Genomic DNA, 20,075 nt, shown 5'->3' on the forward strand with positions numbered 1-20,075 from the left:
TTCGGGAAGCGTGCATTTGTGCTCAACGCCGCTCGCAAACTCCTCTCCCTGATGTCGCTCCTCGCCCTCGCCGCCGTGGGAACGATCCCGGCGGTGGCGCACGCGGCGGGGCGGCCCAACGTCGTGCTGATCCTCGTCGACGACCTGGACGCGGGTGATCTGCAGAAATTTCCCAACATCTGGAGCCTGCTCGCCCAGGGGGGCACCAGCTTCGACAGGTTCTTCGTGCCCAACTCCTGGTGCTGCCCCTCGCGCGCGTCGATCATGCGGTGCCAGTACGTGCACAGCCACGGCGTGTACACCAACACCGCTCCTGAGGGAGGTTTCACCAAGTACTACACATCAGGTCTGGAACGCTCCAATATCGCGACATGGATGAAATCAGCCGGATATCGCACCGGACTGATGGGTAAATACCTCAACCACTACCCAGGCGGCGCCGCCCCCGCCACCCACGTGCCACCGGGCTGGGACGAGTGGGACGTGCCGGTGCGCAGGCTGTACGAGGAGTACGGCTACACGCTCAACGAGAACGGCACGCTTCGGAACTACGGCTTCGCGCCCCAGGACTACCTGACCGACGTGCTCAGCGCGAAGGCGGCGACGTTCGTCTCCCAGCCGAGTCAGGACCCGTTCTTCCTCTACCTCGCCCCGGTCGCCCCGCACAACCCGGCCAACTACGCCCCCCGGCACCAGGCGGCCTTCGCCGGGGTGGTGGCCCCGCGCACCCCGTCCTTCAATCAGGCGGACGTGAGCGCCGAGCCGCTCTGGATCAGGTCGCTCCCGCCGCTCGACGCCGCGAAGATCCGCAGAATCGACCGGCACTACCGGGACAGGCTCCGGGCGATGCTCGGCGTGGACGACATGGTGGGCACCCTCGTCGAATCTCTGAGGGCCTCCGGCAAGCTGGACGAAACGTATATCTTTTTCGCTTCCGATAACGGGTTCCACCTGGGCCAGCACCGGCTTCCCCAGGGCAAGACCACGCCCTTCGACGAGTCGATCAAGGTGCCGCTGCTGGTCAGGGGGCCCGGTGTCCAGGCGGGCCGCGTCGTCGGGGACGTGGCCGCGAGCATCGACCTCGCCCCGACGTTCGCCCAGCTCGCCGGGGCCGCGCTCCCCAGCTTCGCCGAGGGCCGCTCCCTGCTGCCGCTGCTGCGGGGCGAGACGCCGTCCTCGTGGCGCCAGAACGTGCTGCTGGAGTTCTACCGCCCGACCAGTCCTGGCTCGGCCCGCCAGACCCCGGTCCCGGCGTACCAGGGGATGCGGACCGCCCGGTACACCTTCGTCCGCTACTCCACCGGCGAGTACCAGCTCTACGACCTCACCAGGGATCCGTACCAGCTCCGCAACCTCGCCGCCGAGACCCCGCTCACCGTGATCGCCGAGTTCAACCGGCAGCTCGACGCCCTGGTCTCCTGCTCGGGCGCCACCTGCCGCTCAGCCGACTCGGTCACTCCGCCCCTGCTGCCTTTCAAGCCCCTCGTCGTCCTCAGCCCCTGGGGGACGTGAGATGCCGGGGTAGGCCCGCCGCAGGTGGTCCTCGACGGCGGCCGAGGCCTCCGCCGCGTCCCCGGCGGCGATGGCCCGGTGGATCCGGCGGTGGTCGGCCATGAGCCCGCCCGTGTCGCCGAGGCGCTCGACCGCCTCGACCGCGTAGCGGCGGAGCGAGTCGCGCAGCGAGAGCATCATGGCGGTGGTCAGCCGGTTGCCCGAGGCCTCGGCGATGGCCACGTGGAAGGCCGTGTCGTGCTCGACGAACTCCTCGGCCGTCGTCGTGGCGTCCATGCGCTCCAGCGCGGCGGTCAGGGCCGACAGGTCGGCCCCGTGGACGGCGGCGTGCGAGGCCGACCACTTCTCGATCATCAGCCGGGCGTCGACGACCTCCTCCAGCGACAGGCTCGACAGCCCGAGGTGGAGCCTGAGCAGGTCGCTCAGGGCCTCGGCGGGCCTGGAGATGAGGAAGGCCCCCGCGTCCGGCCCTCTTCCGACCTGCGACGACACCACTCCCAGGGTCTCCAGCACCCGCATCGCCTCGCGTACCGACGACCGGCTCACCCGCAGCTGCTCGGCGAGCTGCCGCTCACCGGGCAGGCGGTCCCCGACCCGGAGCCCGTCATCCGCGATGCGCCGCTCGATCTGGGCGATCACGTCCTCGAACGCCCGGGTGCGCCGGACCGGTTGCCAACCGCTCAAGAGGACCTCCTCTTGTGGGGGAATGTGGTCAGACCATACTGTGGTCGGACCATTGAAAGGAAGGAGTGCCGTGCGCGTCGCCCTCTTCATCACCTGCGTGAACGACACACTGTTTCCCGGCACCGGGCGGGCGGTCGTCACGCTGCTGCGCCGCCTGGGGTGTGACGTCGAGTTCCCCCGGGCGCAGACCTGCTGCGGCCAGATGCACGTCAACACGGGATACCCCGATGAGGGCAGGCGGCTCGCGCGGCACTTCGTGGACGTCTTCGCCGGGTACGACGCGGTCGTCGCGCCTTCGGGATCGTGCGCCGCGATGGTCCGCGAGCAGTACCCGCGGCTCGCCCGCACCTCCTCCGTCCCCGCCTCCGCCGCCCGCACCTCCTCCGTCCCCGCCTCCGCCGCCCGCACCTCCGCCGCACCCGCCCCGGTCGGGGCCGGAACCCCCGGCGGCCTGATCACCGGGACCGTCGAGGCCGCGGCGGGAGACGCGTCCGGCTCCTTCGCCGCCGAGGTCGCCGAGCTGGTGCCCAAGGTCTACGACCTCTCCGAGTTCCTCGTCGACGTCCTCGGTGTCACCGACGTCGGCGCCTACTTCCCGCACCGGGTGACCTACCACCCGACCTGCCACTCGATGCGCATCCTCCGGGTGGGCGACCGGCCCACCCGGCTGCTGGAGCAGGTCAGGGGGCTGGAGCTGGTCCCGCTCCCCGATGCCGACCAGTGCTGCGGCTTCGGCGGCACCTTCGCGGTGAAGAACCCGGCGATCTCCGCGGCCATGTGCGCCGACAAGGTGCACAACGTCACGACCACCGGCGCCGAGGTTTTGTGCGCCGCCGACAACTCCTGCCTGATGCACATCGGCGGCACCCTGAAGCGCCAGCGCACCGGCGTGCGGATCATGCACCTCGCCGAGATCCTCGCCGCCACCGAGGCCACCCGATGAGCGGCACCTTCCTGGGCATGCCCGCCTTCCCGGCGAACGCCGCGGTCGCCGTGCAGGACTCACAGCTCAGATACAACCTCCGCAAGGCCACCCGTACGATCCGCGGCAAGCGGGCCTCCGTGGTCGGCGAGCTGCCCGACTGGGCCGAGCTCCGCCGGGCGGGCAAGGAGATCAAGGACCACACCCTGCGCAACCTGGAGCGCTACCTCCTCCGGACGGAGGAGGCCGTCACCGCGGCGGGCGGCCACGTCCACTGGGCGGCCGACGCCGAGGAGGCCAACAGGATCGTCGCCGACCTGGTCAAGGCCACCGGCGAGACCAGCGTGGTGAAGGTCAAGTCGATGGCCACCCAGGAGATCGGCCTCAACGAGGCCCTCCTGGAGGAGGGCATCACGGCGTACGAGACCGACCTGGCCGAGCTGATCGTCCAGCTCGGCGACGACTGGCCCTCGCACATCCTGGTCCCGGCGATCCACCGCAACCGGTCGGAGATCCGCGAGATCTTCCAGGACAAGATGGCCGACTGGGGACGCGCGGCGCCCGAGGACCTGAGCGACGAGCCCCGCGCCCTCGCCGAGGCCGCCAGGCTCCACCTGCGCGAGCGCTTCCTGTCGACCAAGGTCGCGATCTCCGGTGCCAACTTCATGATCGCCGAGACCGGCACGCTGGTGGTGCTGGAGTCCGAGGGCAACGGGCGGATGTGTCTCACCCTGCCCGAGACGCTGATCAGCGTGGTCGGCATCGAGAAGCTGCTGCCGAGCTGGCGGGACCTGGAGGTCTTCCTCCAGTTGCTGCCCAGGAGCTCCACCGGCGAGCGGATGAACCCCTACACGTCCACCTGGACCGGCGCGGTCGAGGGCCAGGAGTTCCACCTGGTGCTGCTCGACAACGGCCGCACGAACGTGCTGGCCGACGAGGTCGGCCGCCAGGCGCTGCGCTGCATCCGATGCTCCGCCTGCCTCAACGTCTGCCCGGTCTACGAGCGCGCCGGGGGCCACGCGTACGGCTCGGTCTACCCGGGCCCGATCGGGGCGATCCTCACCCCGCAGCTGCGCGGGACCGCCTCGGAGCTGGACGCGTCGCTGCCGTACGCCTCGACCCTCTGCGGCGCCTGCTTCGACGCCTGCCCGGTCGCGATCGACATCCCCGAGGTCCTGGTCCACCTGCGCGGCAAGGTCCGCCACGCGCGTGCCGAGCGCATGGGCATGCGCGCCGCCGGGTGGGTGTTCGACCGCCCCGCGCGGCTGGCACGGGCCCAGCGGTTCGGCGGGCGGCTGCGCAGGTTCGTCCCGGGGCGCCTGCCGGGGCCGCTGTCGGCCTGGACCGATACTCGCGACATTCCCGACATCCCCGCCGAGTCCTTCCGCGACTGGTGGAACCGTACCGACGGAGGCGCCCGATGACCCCCGCACGCCCGTCCGAAGCGACCGGCGCCTCCGGTGAGGGCGGCGCCTCCGGTAAGAGCGGCAGGGAGCTGATCCTGTCGAGGATCCGTTCCGCCGTGGCCGGAGCCCCCGAGGTCGAGATCACCCGGTCCTACCGCACGTCACCACCGGCCGGTCCGGAGGGCGTGGTGGAGTTGTTCGCCGAGCGTGTGGCCGACTACCGGGCCGCCGTGCACGTGGTCGAGGCGGCCGAGGCGGCGGAGACGATCGCGGCTGCGCTGGCCCGTCAGGGTGCCGTCCGGCTGGTCGTCCCGGACGGCCTGCCGCCGGAGTGGGCACCGGACGACCCGATCACCGACGATCCCCCGCTGAGCGCGACCGAACTGGACACGGTGGACGGGGTCGTCACCGGGTGCGCGGTCGCCGTCGCGGAGACCGGGACCATCGTGCTGGACGCCGGGCCCGGGCAGGGGCGGCGGGCGCTGACCCTGGTCCCCGACTACCACCTGTGTGTCGTACGGGCCGGGCAGATCGTGGCGGGTGTCCCGGAGGCCGTCGGCAGGCTCGACCCCTCCAGGCCGCTGACCTGGATCAGCGGCCCCTCCGCGACCAGCGACATCGAGCTGAACCGGGTGGAGGGCGTACACGGCCCGCGCACGCTGGAGGTCGTCATCGTCCGCTGAGCGCGGGCCGGGACCGACCCGGGCACGGGCCACGACCGGCCCAAGCAAGGGCCGGGACCGGCCCGGACACGGGCCACGACCGGCCCAAGCAAGGGCCGGGACCGACCCGGGCACGGGCCCGCCAGGCCCGGCGGCGCGGTCCCGATCCGCCGGGTGCCGAAGACCCGTCGGACGCTTTCACCGGATGCCGGAGGCCCGTCGGACGCTTTCACCGGATGCCGGAGGCCCGCCGCGCGCTTACGCCGGATGCGGTCCCCCGGCCGTACCCCGCTCGCGGGATGAGGCGAATGTCCGGGCTTGCGCGGGCGGGGGCGCCGGGATGAGGGTGGGGCCACACATCCCCCGGCAAGGAGGGCGCGTGACCGCCTTCGCACCCGATCCGCCGATCCTGACGGGCCGGCTCGTGATCCGGCCCTTCCACCCCGGTGACGCGGCCCGTGTCCGCTCGGTGATCGAGGCGCGTGCCAGGTTCCTGCCGCCCGGCGCGCCCGGTCATCCCTCGGGCGTCTCCCAGTGGCTCTCCCACGGTGCGCACGAGCTGCGCCGCTCCGGCCAGGGCGTACACCTGGCCATGGAGGCCGAAAACCTTGTCGTGGGGGCGATCAGCCTTTTCAGGACCCTCTGGGGCGCCGGGACCACCGAGGTCGGGTACGGGGTGCACCCGCTGCACCGGGGCCGGGGCTACGCCACCGAGGCACTGCTCGGCGTGACGCGCTGGGTGTTCGAGACCACCGCGATGCGCAGGATCGAGCTCCGCGCCGACCTGGCCAACACGGCCTCCCTCCGGGTCGCGGAGAAGGCCGGTTTCGTCAGGGAGGGCGTGCTGCGCGCAGCCGAGCTGGCGGAGGACGGCCCGCGCGACATCGTGGTGTTCGGAATGCTCAGAACTGATCTGTCCTGATCCGCGCCTGATTTTCGTGTCGTGGGCGGCGCGACGGAAGACCTCCCTGGCCAGGAGGGGGAACGGGCTGGTGGCGCGGGGTGTGAAACACCGGCGTGGCCGTGCTGGACGTCTCCCGCGAGCCCGGTTACCGTGCCATGGCGTGTGATCCAGTTGGCCCGGCCGGTGAGGGAGCATCGCCCGCCGCCGCCGGTCCCGTCTTTGCGGCCCGTCACACCCGCGCAAGAAAAGACAGAATTTACCTATCCGTTACCTGTCCATGTAGTGCCGTCATCGGATATTGTCGCGAGTCGCCACTGCGTAACCCCAGGTCAAGGTCATTGGAGTCCTGTTTCCGTCAACGACCCCCTCCTGAAGGAGAGGGCTTGAGGTGTAGCGATGCGCTTCGAAGTCCCGCGTTGACCAGCCCGAGTCGATCACTGAGGAGGTGCATTCGATTGACTACGTTTCATGTAGGCCGGCAGACCCACCAGCGGGTGCTTCCTCAGCCCGCTGCTCTGGAATCCGCGTCAGCAGACACGCCCGAGGGTGGGCACGAAACGGGACGCGGACACCGCCTCGCGGCGGTAGCCGGCGTGGAACATGGGCGAGGGGAGATCGGATCGGACGGCACCCGTCCGCTCCGGCGTCACCCCGACGGCGCCACGGCGCCCGAGGGAGCCGACCGTGAGGTTCACCCGGCCGTGTTCGTCCTGGACACACACGGCCAACCGCTTGATCCGTGTCACCCTGCCCGCGCCCGCCGCCTGCTGGCCTCCGGCCGGGCCGTGGTCCACCGGCATACCCCGTTCGTCATCCGCCTGCGTGAGCGTGCCGTCGCCGACTCCACGGTCCAGGGCGTCGAGGTCGGCATCGACCCCGGCTCCAAGCACACCGGCATCGCGGTGTTCACCGAACGCGACGGGATTCGTGCCGGCATCTACGGCATCCAACTCGATCACCGGGGTGCCCGGATCCGCGACAGGCTCGGCGCACGGGCCGCGCTGCGCCGGGGGCGCCGTTCCCGCAACCTGCGCTACCGCGCGCCCCGTTTCTCCAATCGCACCAGGCCGCAGGGTTGGCTCGCGCCATCCCTGCGACACCGCGTGGACACGACGATGTCCTGGGTGGGACGACTGGGGCGCTGGGCGCCTGTTCGAGCCGTCCACGTCGAACGTGTCGCGTTCGACACGCACGCCATGTCGGCGGGCAAGCTCCTCGAAGGAGTGGAGTACCGGTGCGGCACCCTCGCCGGATACGAGGTCCGAGAGTATCTGCTGGCCAAATGGGGACGCATGTGCGCGTACTGCGGCAAGCGGGACGCGCCGCTCAACATCGAACACATCCACCCGCGTTGCCGGGGCGGCTCTGATCGCATCGACAACCTCACCCTGGCCTGCGTCCCCTGCAACCAAGTCAAGAACGCCACCTCGATCCAGGAGTTTCTCAAGGCCACGCCCGCGCTCCTGGCGAAGATTCTCGGGAAGGCGAAGGCGTCGTTGCGGGACGCGGCGGCCGTCACCGGCTGGCCGTCCAGGGTGCTCGTGGTCAAGGCGACCGGGCGTGGCACCTACTGCCGAACCCGCGCCGACAAGTACGGGTTCCCCCGGCTGCGGCTTCCCCGGATCAAGACCGTGCGCGGTTTCCAGACCGGTGACCTGGTCCGGGCGAACGTCCCGACCGGGAAGAAGGCCGGGGTCCACACCGGTCGGGTCGCGGTCCGCTCCACCGGCACGTTCAACATCACCACCCGGCACGGCACCGTGCAGGGCATCGGCCACCGCCATGTACGTCTGCTGCAGAGAGCGGACGGCTACGCCTACACCCTCCGTTCAGAGGCGTGGCTTCGTGCCGCGTTTTCTCCCCCGCCTGAAGACGTGGGTATCCACGCTGGAGAAATTTGATGAAACCGCCGCTGCTGCTCATCGGGCAGGGCTCGCACGACGACAATGGATCTGCTGAATTCGGTAGATTCATCCACCGGCTCCGCTGCCGCCTGGACCAGACGGCAGCGGACGTCTCCGGCGGCTACATCGCCAGGGCCAGACCGCGTCTCAGCGACTCCGTCGCCTCGCTGGTCGCGCGCGGGCACCACCGGATGGTGGCCCAGCCGATGAGCCTCACCGGCGACGTGTGGCTCGGCGCGGACATCCCCGCCGCGATGGCCCGCGAGCAGGAGCGGCACCCCATGCTGACCTGCGACTACGGACGCCCCCTGGGCTCCGACCCCCGCATCCTCGCGCTGCTCGCCGAGCGCCTGGCCGACGCCGCCGCCGAGGTCGCCAGCCTCCGGCTGGTCCCGGCCGCCGCCGGGGCGTTCGACGACGAGCCCGAGCACATCGAGATCGGCGAGACCGCCGTCGTCCTGGTCGGCGACGGCTCCACCAGCCCCGAGACGAACGCCGACGTGCACCGGGTCTCCCGCCTCTTCTGGGAGACCCACGCCCACGAGTACATGACCGTGGAGACGGCCTTCGTCTCCCTCACCCCGCCGGGCGTCCCCGGCGGCATCGAGCGCTGCCGCCGCCTCGGCGCCAAGCGCGTGATCGTCGTTCCCTACCTGCTGTTCGCCGGCGGCCTGCTCGACCGCGTCTGGGCGCAGGCCATGGCCTACGCCGCCGGCCACTCGAACCTGGACGTCCGCTGCGCCGACGTCATCGGTGACTGCGAGGGCCTGGCCGACGTGGTCATCGAGCGCTACGAGGAGGCGCTCAGCGGCATCGCCTGGTGAACCCCGGCGAGCGTCGAAGCCGTGTCCCAAGGGAGACTGATCACATGACCATCCTTGAGGAGACCATCGCGGCGATCCGTCCCGCGGACCCGGCGGCCGTCGCCGAGGCCCGCGCCCACCAGGACCGCCTGACCAAGCCCCGTGGCGCGCTGGGCGCCCTGGAGGACGTGGCGGTACGGCTGGCGGGAGCCGCGGCGGTCAGCCCGCCACCGCTCCCGGTCCCCGCGGCTCTGGCGATCTTCGCCGCGGACCACGGAGTCCACGCCAGAGGCGTGAGCCCGTGGCCACGGGAGGTCACCCTGCAGATGGTCGGCAACTTCCTCGCGGGCGGTGCCGTGGCCAACGCCTTCGCCGCCCAGGTCGGCGCCTCGGTGACGGTCGTCGACGTCGGCGTGGCCGCCGACCTCGACCCCGCGCCCGGCCTGACGATTAGCAAGGTCGCGTACGGCACGGCCGACCTGTCCCGGGGACCGGCGATGACCCCCGAGCAGGCGACCGCGGCCCTGGAGGCCGGGATGGCCGTGGCCCGCGCCCTGGTCGAGGGGGGTGCCCGTTGCCTGGTCACCGGGGACATGGGCATCGCCAACACCACCGCCTCGGCCGCGCTGATCTGCGCGTTCACCGGCCATGAAGCGGCCACCGTGACCGGCAGGGGTACCGGCGTCGACGACGAGACCCTGGCGCGCAAGGTCGAGGTGGTTCGCGAGGCCCTCCGGGTGAACGGCCTGGAGGGCGGGCGGGGCGACGCCCCCGGGAGGCCCGCCCTGGAGACGCTGGCCGCGGTCGGCGGCCTGGAGCACGCGGCGATCGCCGGGTTCGTCCTCGCCGGGGCGGCTCTTCGCGTACCGGTCATCCTGGACGGCGTCATCGCGGGGGCGGCGGCGCTGGCGGCGGCGGCGCTGGCCCCCGGCGCCGTCGACCACTGCGTGGCGGGCCACCGTTCGGCCGAGCCCGGTCACGCCGTCGCCCTGGACCACCTCGGGCTGCGCCCCCTGGTCGAGCTGGAACTCCGGCTCGGCGAGGGTACGGGCGGCCTGCTCGCCCATCCCCTCGTCTGCGCGGCCGTCAGGGTGATGCACGAGGTCGCGACCTTCGATTCGGCCGGTGTGACGGACAAGGAAGCCTGATCTACGGAAGTCTTGGTCCGGCGGATTGACAGCGGTCAGCCCTTCCTTGACAGCTGTTAACACGGGAGCAGCGAAGAGGGCGCCGTTAGCCGGTAGGTTTACCTCTTAGCACGCCATGCTTCACAATTCCTCGCGAACGGGAGATCTGTCGTCATGTCGCCCTACCTGCTTGGCTTGCGCCTCTCCGGGCGGCGAGTGCTCGTCGTGGGTGGAGGGCGCGTCGCCCAGCGGCGGGTGCCGGCACTGCTCGAAGCGGGTGCCCTGGTCACCATCGTCTCGACGAGTGTCACGCACGCCCTCGACGACCTCATCGCGACGGGCCGGGTGACCTGGGAGACCAGGCGCTACCAGGTCGGCGACGTCGACGGGGCCTGGCTGGTGCAGGCCTGCACGAACGACCGCGCGGTGAACGCCGCGGTGGCCGCGGAGGCCGAGGCCAAGCGGATCTGGTGCGTACGCGCCGACGACAAGGACGCCTCGGCGGCCTGGACCCCGGCCAGCGGCAAGGTGGACGAGATCAGCGTGGCGATCACCGCCGGAGGCGACCCCCGCCGCGCCGCCGGGATCAGGGACGCCGTCGTCGGAGCCCTCAGGGACGGCACGGTCGACGCCAGGCGCAACCGCGCCAAGCCGGTGGGTGTGGCCCTGGTCGGCGGAGGGCCAGGCGACCCCGGCCTGATCACGGTTCGCGGGCGGCAGCTGCTCGCCCAGGCCGACGTGGTCGTCGCCGACCGCCTCGCCCCGCAGGCCCTGCTCGACGAGCTCTCCCCGGACGTCGAGCTGATCGACGCCGCGAAGATCCCCTACGGCCGCTACATGGCCCAGGAGAGGATCAACGAGCTGCTGGTCGAGCACGCCAAGCAGGGCAAGTTCGTGGTCCGGCTCAAGGGAGGCGACCCGTTCGTCTTCGGCCGTGGCGGCGAGGAGATGCTCGCCTGCGCCCGCGAGGGCATCCCGGTCATCGTGGTTCCGGGCATCACCAGCCCGGTCGCGGTGCCCGCCGCCGCCAACGTGCCCGTGACACATCGCGGTGTGAGCCAGGAATTTCACGTGATCTCCGTGCATGTTCCGCCGGGTGACGAGAGATCCACCGTCGACTGGCCCAATTTGGCCAGATCCGGCGGCACGCTGGTGCTTATGATGGCGGTCGAACGGATCGGAACGATCGCCGAAACGCTGATCCATGACGGACGTTCGCCGGAAACTCCCGTAATGGTGGTACAGGACGGTACCCTTCCGACCCAACGCGCTCTTTACGCCACGCTATCCACCGTGGCGGAGCGCGTGAGCGCGGCTGGGATTCGGCCACCTGCGATCGTGATCGTCGGCGATGTCGTGAAGGTCGGCCAGGAGGTCGAGATGGTTCGAGCGGAGCGAGTACCGTGAAATCGGCGTCCAACAGGCCCCCCCACTCAGGTGGTGGCCGCGACCCTCGCCTTGCCGGCACCCCCCAGGAGCCACCCGACGGCACCCCGTCGGATGACAAGGAATCCCCCGGCGAGCAGACGGTGACCTTCGGCGCCATCCGCGCCGACGACGACGCGGCCTCCATCCGCGCCCGCGGGCAGTCCCCCGCGACCCAGCCGGGAGCAGCCGCCCCCGGAACGGTTCCCCCCGGCACCGCCGCGCCCGGAGCGCCCGGCGGTCCCGCCGCGCCCCGGGGCCGGGTGGCCGGTCCCGCGGTCCCGGGTGGCGTGACCGGCCCCGCCGCGCCCTCGGGCAGGACCGCGGGCCCCGCCGGGCCGGGCAGGGCAGCAGGTGCCGCGCCCCAGGCCGGGGCGAGCGATCCCGCCGCCCCGCCCGCCCCCGAGGAGGCGATGGCGGCCTTCCGCGCCGCCGCCGCAGCCGCCCAGGCCAAGATCGAGGCCATCACCACCTCCCGTGAGGCGGCCCCCGGCCCCACCTCCCCGCGCACCCAGGGCGGTCGTCCAGCGGCCCCCTCACGAGGCGGCCCCGCCGCGGCTCCGCCCGGTGCGGCTCCGGGTCAGGGCGCTCCCGGTTCTCGTGGTGGCGGCCCTGTGGTGGCTCCGGGTCAGGGTGCTCCCGGTTCTCGCGGTGGCGGTCCGGGCGGCGCTCCCGGTTCTCGTGGTGGCGGCCCTGTCGCGGCCCCGGGTCAGGGCGCTCCCGCCTCCCCGTACGCCTACCGTCCGAGCGCCCCCGTCTCGCCGAGCGTTCCTCGTACACCCGGCCCCGGCACGCCTTCCTCCGGTGCTCCCGGTGCTCCCGGTGCTCCTGGTGCTTCCCGGGGAGGCGTTCCCGGCTCTCGCGGCGGCCCCGCCGCGGCCCCCGGTCAGGGCGCTCCCGGCTATCCGAACGCCCCTCGTGGGGGTGCTCCCGGCTCGCCGGGTGCCGCCCCCGGTGCCGCCGCCCCCGCCCCCCGGGGCGCCCCGGCCGCGCCGGGCGCTCCCGCCTCTCCGGGCGTGCCCCGTGGAGGCGCCCCCACCGCTTCTCCGGGTGTTCCCCGAGGGCAGGGTGCTCCCGGTCCCTCGGGCGCCTCTCGCGGCGACACCGCTCCCGGCGCGCTCTTCCGCCCGGGCGCCCCCGTCCCGCCGAGCGCTCCTCGTACACCCGGCCCCGCCGCGCCCTCCTCCCCGGCCGCCGCCCCCGGCGCGGCCTTCCGCCCAGGCGCCACTGTCCCTCCTGGCACTCCCCGGGACGGGGACGCCGCCGACAACGCTCCCGGCGCGATCTTCCGCCCGGGGGCTCCCGTTCCCCCGAGTCCCCGTACGGGCGGCCCCGCCACGCCCCCGCCGCCCGGTGGGGCGGGAAGTGAGACTCCGAGTCCCGCCCCCGGGGAAGCCTCGGCCCCCGCGGATTTGGAAGACACCGACGCCTCCCGTACTGCAGGCGAGGAAGAGCGGTCCCGCGCCGAAGGCGCTCCGCCCCTTCGCGCGAGCCGGACCGATGAGGAGCGGGAGCGGTCCGAGAAGGACGCGGAACGTGACGAGGTCGTCTTCATTCTCGGCACGACCACCGAGAAGCCGCGCGACGGCTCCGGGGAGAGCGCGGAGAGTGACGGTGGGACGCCCGGAGCCGACCACGCCGACGATCAGGTCGAGGCCGGACGGCCCCTGACGGACGGCGATGACGGTGAGGACCGTGAGGACGGTGAGCCCCGCGTGGGCGGCGCTACCGCCGGCACCTCGCGGGCCGACGACGCTCCCGAGGCCGGTGCCGAGAGCGCCGACGGTGCCCGGAGCGACGGCCATGGCGAGCTCCCGTCCCGGGACGAGGAAGAGGTCGAGGTCGAGGACGAGCCCGCCGGGATCGACGACGCCGAGACCGGCGCCGCGATCCCGCGAGCCGTTGAGACCGAGAGTGACGAGAGCGGGAGCGACGAGGTCCGGCGCGACGCCGAGACCGCCGGGACCGACGGCCGGACCGCGACCGACCCCGAGCCCTCCAAGACCGCCGACGAGAGGCGAGACGAGAGCGACGGGGACGAGGCCGGAACCGCCGACGGCGACACGGAGGCCGAGACCGAAGCCGAGACCGAGGCCGAGACCGAGGAGACCCGCGACGAGGACGGCGCCGGGTCGCCGGATGGCCGGACGCGGGAGACCCCGCTTCCCGAAGCCGTCTCCGAGGCGCTGAGCAGCGCGCTCACCGCCGTACGAACCGGTGTCACCGACCTCAGCTTCGGCCTGGACCTTCCCGGGGCGGAGGAGGCCAGGCGGGTCCAGGGCGAGATCCTGGCCCAGCTCGACGACTACGTGATCCCTCGTGTCCACACGAGCACCGCGCCCGCGCTCGTCGTGGTCGCGGGCTCCACCGGCGCGGGCAAGTCCACGCTCCTCAACACCCTGGCCAACGCCAAGGTCAGCGCGACCGGCGTGCGCCGCCCGACGACCGGGACGCCCGTGCTGGCCTGCCACCCCGACGACCACGAGTGGTTCGCCAAGGGCGACCTGCTCGGCAGCCTCCGGCGGCTCAGCGAGCCCGACCCCGAGGACGCGTCCGGGGGCCTCGTGCTCGTCTCCACCGAACGCCTCCCGGCGGGCGTGGCCCTGCTCGACACCCCCGACATCGACTCGGTCGTCGAGGAGCACCACGAGATCGCCCACCGCATGCTCGACGCGGCCGATCTGTGGATCTTCGTCACCACCGCCGCCCGGTACGCCGACGCCCCGGCCTGGCGGCTGCTCCGCCTGGCCAAGGAGCGCGGGGCCCGGCTGGCCATCGTGCTCTCCCGGGTCCCGCCCAGGTCCCAAGAAGTGATCAACAAGCACTTCGTCAGGATGCTCACCGAGTACGGCCTCGGCGAGGTCGACCGGTTTGTCATCAACGAGAGCAAGGTCACCGACGGGATGCTCCCCGACCACGAGGTGAGCGAGCTGCGTCTGTGGCTCACCGAGCTGTCGGTCGACGACCGGCGCCGTGCGCAGGCCGTACAGGCGACCCTGGACGGGGTGCTGAACAGCTTCCGCACCCGCGTGCCCGCGCTGGCCAAGCAACTGGAGATCCAGGTCGCCTTCCGGAGGGACCTGCGCGGCGACGTGGACGGCGCCTACACCCGCGCGCTGGCCGAGATCGACAAGAGCACCGGAGACGGTTCGCTGCTCCGGGGCGAGGTGCTCGCCCGCTGGCAGGACTTCGCCGGGTCCGGCGACCTCATGCGTACCCTCCACCTGCGCAGGCCGAGCCGTTTCGGCGGCAAGGGGAACCAGCAGGCGCCCGAGCGGCTCAGCGCCCTGAAGTCCGCGCTGCGGGCGGGGCTGGAGTCGATGGTCGTCTCGGCGGCGCACCGGGCCGCGGAGGAGGCCGCCTCGCGCTGGCTGAACCGTCCGGGCGCGCAGGAGGCCCTGGCGTCGGCACCCGGTCTCGGCCGCGCGTCCGACGAGCTGCTGCGCAGGACCGGCCGGACCATCGCGGCCTGGCAGGAGCACATCATCGAGCTGATCCGCACCGAGGGGGTGACCAAGCGGTCGGTCGCCAGGGTGATCTCGTTCGACGTCGAGTCCCTGTCGCTGATCCTGACCATCGGGCTGCTCGGTTACGGCTCCTCGGACGCGCAGAACGGCACCGGGGCGCTGCCGCAGCGGCTGGTGCACGCGCTGCTCGGCGCGGAGTCGCTGCGCAACATCGGCGTGAAGGCCCGGAGCGATCTCCGAGCCCGGATCGGCATGCTCTTCGACGACGAGATGGCGCGTTACGTCCAGGCTCTCGACGGTGCGGGCATACCTGACGAATCCGCCGCCACCCGCCTTTACCAGGCAACGTACAACCTTGAGGTCGCCCGATGAGTGTTGGCACCACCCAGTCACGCCAGGGTCTCGGCAGCCGGCTCGCCGCGCTGGCTCGGATCGTGGAGCTGGGGCCGGGCAAGGTCGAGCCCAAGCTCCTCACCGACGCGGGGCAATTGCTGCTGCGCGCCGGTGACAGGCTCAAGCTCTCCTCCGACCACACGGTGGTCGCGCTCGCGGGAGGTACCGGCAGCGGCAAGTCGACCCTGTTCAACTCGATCTCCGGCCTGGAGCTGTCGCCGACGGGGGTACGCCGCCCGACCACGGCCCGTACGCACGCCTGCGTCTGGGGCCTGGACGGCGCGGGCCCGCTGCTCGACTGGCTGCAGATCCAGTGGCGGCACCGCTTCGCGCGGGCCAGCGCCCTGGACCGGGGCGAGAGCCAGCTCCACGGGCTGATCCTGCTCGACCTGCCCGACCACGACTCCATCCGGGCGCTGACCGACACCGAGGCCGACCGGCTGATCCAGGTCGCCGACCTCGTCGTGTGGGTCCTCGACCCGCAGAAGTACGCCGACGCCTCCACGCACCGGCGCTATGTGACCGACCTGGCCGGGCAGGAGGCGGTGACGATCTTCGTGCTCAACCAGGCCGACCGGCTCGACCAGGAGGAGCTGGCCGAGTGCGTCGCGGACCTCGACGGCCTGCTCCGGCGTGAGGGGGTCGAGCGCCCGGTGATCGTCACCACCTCGGCAATCACGGGCAGGGGCGTCGACAACCTCAAGGGCGTCCTCGCCGAGACCGTTTCCAAGCGCAGGGCCGCGACCCAGCGGCTGGAGGCCGATCTCGGCCGGCTGACGCTCCGCCTCGCGAAGGTCATGCCCGCCGACGGCACGTCCGCTCCGCCCTCATCCATCGACGACGCCCGCAGGATCGGCCTCACCGACGCCCTCTGCGACGCGGTCGGCGTTCCCGCGGTCGGCGAGGCGATGGAGAACGTCTACGCCGAGCGGTCAGGCGAGTGGGTCGGCTGGCCCTACACCCGATGGGCCGCCAAGCTCCGTCCCGACCCGCTGAGCAGCCTGCGCCTGGGCAATCTGCGAGACGAGATCCACGGCCTGACCGGCGGCTCGGTCAGCGCGCAGCCCGCCGAGGTGGACACCGCCGTCCAGGCGCTCACCGACGGCCTGAGTTCGGGCATGCACGAGGCATGGCAGAACGGGATCAGGGACGCCGCGCGTTCCCGCTCCTCGCAGCTGCCGGAGGTGCTCTCCGAGGAGCTGTCCGAGGTCGCGCCGCGGCTGGACAGGGTGCCAGGCTGGTGGCGGTTGCTCCTGGCCTGGCAGTACTTCCTGGTCCTGCTCTTCGTCGCGGGCCTGGCCTGGGTCGGTACGGCCCTCACCTACGGCGTGTTCGAATCCGGGAACCCGCCGGAGGGGCTGGAGGTGTTCGGCGACGCCGCCTCGTTGCCGTGGGTCGGACTGATGATCTTCTCCGTCCTGGGACTCGGCCTGCTCACCGCGATGGCCAGCCGCAACTTCGTCGTGCTCGGCGCGGGCAACGAGCGTGACGCGCTGGAGCGCGAGATGCGCCGCCGGGTCGCCGGGGTCGCCGAGAGCATGGTGATCGAGCCGGTGGAGCGGGAGCTGACCCGCTACAACGAGTTCTACTCGGCCATGCGGGGCCTGCGAGGCTGACCCGTTCCCTCCTGCTCGCTCGGGGGTGAACCTTGCTCGGGGTGAACCTCGCTCAGGGGTGAACCTCGCTCGGAGGTGAACGAGGTCGGCTTCGTTCGGAAATCCTCGCTCGGGGGTCTTTGTTCAAGAACCCTTGTTCGGGAACCCTTGTTCGGGAATCTTCGCTCGGGAACGAGGTCGGCCCTCCTCGCGCCGGGCGGGTGAGGCCGGGTTGTCCACAGCTCTCGCACGCCTCCCGGGCTTGTCCACAGAGCGCGATTCGGTAATCCGTGCGGGGGGTGGGCCGGGCCATCGTGTCCTTCATGCCGCCGGCATTCGGCCGGCTCTCATGGGAGGCACGATGAACGACATCTACGTCACGCTGACCGGTAACGTCGCGGCCCCGCCGCGCCAGCACACCTTCCCCGACGGCTCCCGGGTGACCTCGCTCAAGATCGCCTCGACGAGCCGTTACTTCGATCGCGAGAACCAGCAGTGGCGCAACGGTGAGACGACCTACTTCGGGGTCCGCTGCTTTCGCGGGCTGGCCGACAACGTCGCGCAGTCGGTCCATCTGGGCCAGCCGGTCGTGGTCCAGGGACGGCTGCGGATCCGCGAGTTCGCTCACGAGGGGGAGCGCCGGTTCATGCCCGAGGTGGAGGCCAACTCGCTCGGTCACGACCTGCGCTGGGGGCTCGGGAGCTTCACCAAGCCGCAGCGCGGCGGGCCGGTCGCGGCCCTCGGCAGCGCGGAGCGGATCGAGCTCGACCGGGAGACCTCCGACTGGGCCATGAGCGGCGGCGCCCCCGTCGCGGCCGGTGCCGCCGGCGTCCTGTCCCTGCTGAAGACCGGCTTCGACGACGAGGCGCCCGCTTCGCGCGAGGCGGAGATCACGCCGGGCGGTGAGGCGGCCGAGGACGCCGCGACCTCCGGACGCGTCACCCATCCCGGAGGCATCACCGGTCTCGGGGACACCGCCGATTCCGGCGAGGCCGCCGAGGTCCCGCCGCGCGAGGCGGATCACGAGCCGGCGGGGGGTCACGAGCCGGCCGGGGATCACGAGCCCGCCGGACAGGATCACGAGCCTGCCCGGAAGGTGGCGGTCGAGGGAGAGGCCACGGCGAGGCGTGGAAGGGCGGGAAGGAGCACGACGGCGAGGCGGCAGGACGCGGTCGGGACGAGAGGCTCGGGCACGGGGGAGGAGACGGCCGAAGGCGTGCCGGGTGCGGTGAGGGTCCGCCCGGATGCGAGCGATGAGGCGCCCTGGCCGACGCGGGAGAGCGTGGCGGCCTGAGCCGCTTCCCACTGGAAGGCCCGGTCTCACCGGGAGCCCCGGGCCCCGGGCCTTCCGGTGGACGGCGTTCACGGCCGGAACGCCGATGCGAGGCAGCGTTCGGGAACGGCGTCGACCCACGTAGGGAGGACGCCGCGTCTGGCGGGAAGGGAGCCGGTTCGGTCAGGGAGGTGAACGGGGGCAGGAGGTCCTGGCCGGGGGGGAGGGGACGCCGGAGGAAGGGAGACGGAAGGGGAAGAGAGGGGCGAGGGGGGATGGGGTTCGGGTGTGCGGAGCGTCTGACGGAGCGAGGGCTTCGCGGAGGGGAGGCCTGGTGCGGGCGGAGTGAGGGGGCATCGGCCGGACGCGGTCGGTGTCTCGCCGCGACAGCGCGGTGACGCCGAGATAACCGGCCGATGGTCTTGCCCGTGTCAGATGCCGAGACACCTGTTAGGTCCAGGTCACGCCCCGCAGCATGGCTTGCTCCTTTCCCACACGGCCCGCTCGCCGAGCGAGCGGTTTTCAAGTCGTGGGTCAACCGGTGGGCTGACTCACTCTGTCAAAGGTAGCGGTTACCATCGCGCGTCGCACACTCCGCAACTATTGTGTTACACATCGTTAGTCGGAGAGGGGGACGACATGGCGGCTCCCAGTCACACGTCGGTCAAACCGCGCGACGGCATGACACCCTTGGTCGATCGGTGGCCCTTGCTGGGGCAGCGTCGCCCGCTGGTCGGCTACCTCTGCGGGATAGTAGCGCTGGATCTCGCCGCGATCGCGTTTTTCTCGATAACCGGTGTTTTCCGCTGGTCCGATGTGCTGACCTTCACCGCGTTGATGGCGTGCGGAGCCGTGTGCATCGAGGCGACCCGGAGGCTCGGCATGCCCGCGGGCGTCTACCGTGACCTGCTTTCCGCCTGGTGGCTGCCCGCCGCGCTGCTCCTCCCGCCCCTCTACGCCCTCCTGGCGCCCATCCCGCTCCAGTTCCTGTTGCAGAAGCGGGTGCGCGCGACGGTGGTCTACCGGCGGGTCGTCAGCTCCGCGGCGATCGGCCTGGCCGGATGCGCGGCCTCCCTGCTCTTCCACGCCGTGGTCGGCGACCTGAACGCGCTGACCAGGGGCGAGGGCGGGCCGATCCTCGTGGCCGTCGGCTGCGCGGTGCTGTTCACGGTGATCAACACCGCCCTGATCGCCGTCGCCGCCCACACCGCCGACCCCGACAGCCGCTGGCGGGAGGTCCTGTGGAACCGGGAGAACCTGCTCCTCGACGTCGTCGAGCTCTGTCTCGGCGTCCTCGTCTCCATCACCTGCGGGCTCAACCCGGCCCTGCTGGTCCTGGCGCTGCCCCCGGTGGTGCTGCTGCAGCGCAGCCTGCTCCACGCCCAGCTCCAGGCGGCGGCCCGCACCGACCTCAAGACAGGCCTGTTGAACGCCGCGGCCTGGCAGCGGGAGGCCGACACCGAGATCGTCAGGGCGCGCCGCACGGGGGAGACGCTGGCGTTGCTGATCGTCGACATCGACCATTTCAAGAGGGTCAACGACACCTACGGCCACCTGATCGGCGATCAGGTGCTCGTCGGGGTGGCCGACACCATCCGCAGCCAGCTGCGCGACTACGACGTGGTGGGCCGGTTCGGTGGCGAGGAGTTCGTCGTCCTGCTGCCCAGGGCCGACGTGACCGAGGCCCGCAGGGTCGCCGAGCGGCTGCGCTCCCGGGTGGGGCGGATGGCGGTTCCCGCCGACGAGAACATGATCACCGTGACCATCTCGGTCGGTGTCGCGATCATGAGCGTGCACGGGGACGACCTGATCGAGCTGCTCGCCGCGGCCGACCTCGCCCTTTACCGTGCCAAGGAGCTCGGCCGCGACCAGATCTGCCTGCCCGCCACCGTGGTGCCCCCGGCCCGCAGGCCCGGATCCGAGTCCGCCCCCGGCTGAACTCCCGGGCCCTGTCCCAGGCCGCCCCTAGCTGAACTCCCCAGGCCCTAAACTAAAGGC

15 protein-coding genes are annotated in these 20,075 nt (G+C 72.0%); 13 read left to right on the top strand and 2 right to left on the bottom strand.

Translation table 11 applies throughout. From position 1 onward, the window contains the following. Nucleotides 1-18: 18 nt before the first annotated feature. Complete coding sequence (locus AC5L38_RS14765) at nt 19-1,512, top strand: sulfatase family protein (protein WP_495243355.1); 1,494 nt, start codon at nt 19-21, stop codon at nt 1,510-1,512. Here AC5L38_RS14765 and AC5L38_RS14770 read toward each other — a convergent pair. Continuing rightward, complete coding sequence (locus AC5L38_RS14770; protein WP_495243356.1) at nt 1,441-2,196, bottom strand: FadR/GntR family transcriptional regulator; 756 nt, start codon at nt 2,194-2,196, stop codon at nt 1,441-1,443. The two genes, AC5L38_RS14765 and AC5L38_RS14770, sit on opposite strands and share 72 nt — an antisense overlap. A gap of 70 nt (nt 2,197-2,266) precedes the next feature. On the opposite strand from AC5L38_RS14770, the gene AC5L38_RS14775 reads away from it, so the two are divergent. From AC5L38_RS14775 to AC5L38_RS14790, 4 genes are all read left to right on the top strand, one after another. Beyond that, nucleotides 2,267-3,139, top strand: a complete 873-nt coding sequence (locus AC5L38_RS14775; RefSeq protein WP_495243357.1) for a (Fe-S)-binding protein — start codon at nt 2,267-2,269, stop codon at nt 3,137-3,139. Then, nucleotides 3,136-4,542, top strand: coding sequence for a lactate utilization protein B (locus AC5L38_RS14780; protein ID WP_495243358.1), 1,407 nt, complete (start codon nt 3,136-3,138; stop codon nt 4,540-4,542). Before AC5L38_RS14775 ends, AC5L38_RS14780 begins: the two co-directional genes overlap by 4 nt. Beyond that, entirely contained in the window at nt 4,539-5,207 is a 669-nt protein-coding gene (locus tag AC5L38_RS14785) for a LutC/YkgG family protein (RefSeq protein WP_495243359.1), read from the top strand. Before AC5L38_RS14780 ends, AC5L38_RS14785 begins: the two co-directional genes overlap by 4 nt. A 358-nt stretch (nt 5,208-5,565) precedes the next feature. Continuing rightward, nucleotides 5,566-6,108 (top strand): GNAT family N-acetyltransferase, encoded by a 543-nt coding sequence (locus AC5L38_RS14790; RefSeq protein ID WP_495243360.1) that lies wholly within the window; start codon nt 5,566-5,568, stop codon nt 6,106-6,108. Between the two features lie 509 nt (nt 6,109-6,617). Here AC5L38_RS14790 and AC5L38_RS14795 read toward each other — a convergent pair. Continuing rightward, nucleotides 6,618-6,890 carry a hypothetical protein gene (locus tag AC5L38_RS14795; RefSeq protein ID WP_495243437.1) on the bottom strand — a complete coding sequence of 91 codons (273 nt, stop codon included), beginning with the start codon at nt 6,888-6,890 and terminating at the stop codon, nt 6,618-6,620. Here AC5L38_RS14795 and iscB point away from each other — a divergent pair. The 8 genes from iscB to AC5L38_RS14835 all read left to right on the top strand — a co-directional run bounded on the left by iscB (nt 6,792) and on the right by AC5L38_RS14835 (nt 20,015). Beyond that, nucleotides 6,792-7,991: an RNA-guided endonuclease IscB gene (gene iscB / locus AC5L38_RS14800; RefSeq protein WP_495243361.1), complete on the top strand. Its 1,200-nt coding sequence runs from the start codon at nt 6,792-6,794 to the stop codon at nt 7,989-7,991. The two genes, AC5L38_RS14795 and iscB, sit on opposite strands and share 99 nt — an antisense overlap. Beyond that, nucleotides 7,991-8,818 carry a sirohydrochlorin chelatase gene (locus AC5L38_RS14805; RefSeq protein ID WP_389915418.1) on the top strand — a complete coding sequence of 276 codons (828 nt, stop codon included), beginning with the start codon at nt 7,991-7,993 and terminating at the stop codon, nt 8,816-8,818. Before iscB ends, AC5L38_RS14805 begins: the two co-directional genes overlap by 1 nt. A 44-nt stretch (nt 8,819-8,862) precedes the next feature. After that, nucleotides 8,863-9,945, top strand: coding sequence for a nicotinate-nucleotide--dimethylbenzimidazole phosphoribosyltransferase (gene cobT / locus AC5L38_RS14810; RefSeq protein WP_495243362.1), 1,083 nt, complete (start codon nt 8,863-8,865; stop codon nt 9,943-9,945). Between the two features lie 153 nt (nt 9,946-10,098). After that, on the top strand, nt 10,099-11,331 hold the full coding sequence (gene cobA, locus AC5L38_RS14815) for a uroporphyrinogen-III C-methyltransferase (protein ID WP_495243363.1): 1,233 nt from the start codon (nt 10,099-10,101) through the stop codon (nt 11,329-11,331). Between the two features lie 1,430 nt (nt 11,332-12,761). Next, nucleotides 12,762-15,188 (top strand): GTPase, encoded by a 2,427-nt coding sequence (locus AC5L38_RS14820; RefSeq protein WP_495243364.1) that lies wholly within the window; start codon nt 12,762-12,764, stop codon nt 15,186-15,188. Further along, complete coding sequence (locus tag AC5L38_RS14825; protein ID WP_495243365.1) at nt 15,185-16,825, top strand: GTP-binding protein; 1,641 nt, start codon at nt 15,185-15,187, stop codon at nt 16,823-16,825. Before AC5L38_RS14820 ends, AC5L38_RS14825 begins: the two co-directional genes overlap by 4 nt. Nucleotides 16,826-17,165: 340 nt before the next feature. Further along, nucleotides 17,166-18,098 (top strand): single-stranded DNA-binding protein, encoded by a 933-nt coding sequence (locus AC5L38_RS14830; protein ID WP_495243366.1) that lies wholly within the window; start codon nt 17,166-17,168, stop codon nt 18,096-18,098. A 687-nt stretch (nt 18,099-18,785) separates the two neighbouring features. Then, nucleotides 18,786-20,015 carry a GGDEF domain-containing protein gene (locus AC5L38_RS14835; RefSeq protein WP_495243367.1) on the top strand — a complete coding sequence of 410 codons (1,230 nt, stop codon included), beginning with the start codon at nt 18,786-18,788 and terminating at the stop codon, nt 20,013-20,015. The last annotated feature ends 60 nt before the right edge of the window (nt 20,016-20,075 follow it).

The organism is Streptosporangium nanhuense (genome assembly GCF_059358815.1).

Coding starts and splice junctions, on each gene's coding strand:
- AC5L38_RS14780 (WP_495243358.1), top strand. CDS start 3,136: ATGAGCGGCACCTTCCTGGGCATGCCCGCCTTCCCGGCGAACGCCGCG.
- AC5L38_RS14805 (WP_389915418.1), top strand. CDS start 7,991: ATGAAACCGCCGCTGCTGCTCATCGGGCAGGGCTCGCACGACGACAAT.
- cobT (WP_495243362.1), top strand. CDS start 8,863: ATGACCATCCTTGAGGAGACCATCGCGGCGATCCGTCCCGCGGACCCG.
- AC5L38_RS14785 (WP_495243359.1), top strand. CDS start 4,539: ATGACCCCCGCACGCCCGTCCGAAGCGACCGGCGCCTCCGGTGAGGGC.
- AC5L38_RS14825 (WP_495243365.1), top strand. CDS start 15,185: ATGAGTGTTGGCACCACCCAGTCACGCCAGGGTCTCGGCAGCCGGCTC.
- cobA (WP_495243363.1), top strand. CDS start 10,099: ATGTCGCCCTACCTGCTTGGCTTGCGCCTCTCCGGGCGGCGAGTGCTC.
- AC5L38_RS14830 (WP_495243366.1), top strand. CDS start 17,166: ATGAACGACATCTACGTCACGCTGACCGGTAACGTCGCGGCCCCGCCG.
- AC5L38_RS14795 (WP_495243437.1), bottom strand. CDS start 6,890: ATGCCGGTGGACCACGGCCCGGCCGGAGGCCAGCAGGCGGCGGGCGCG.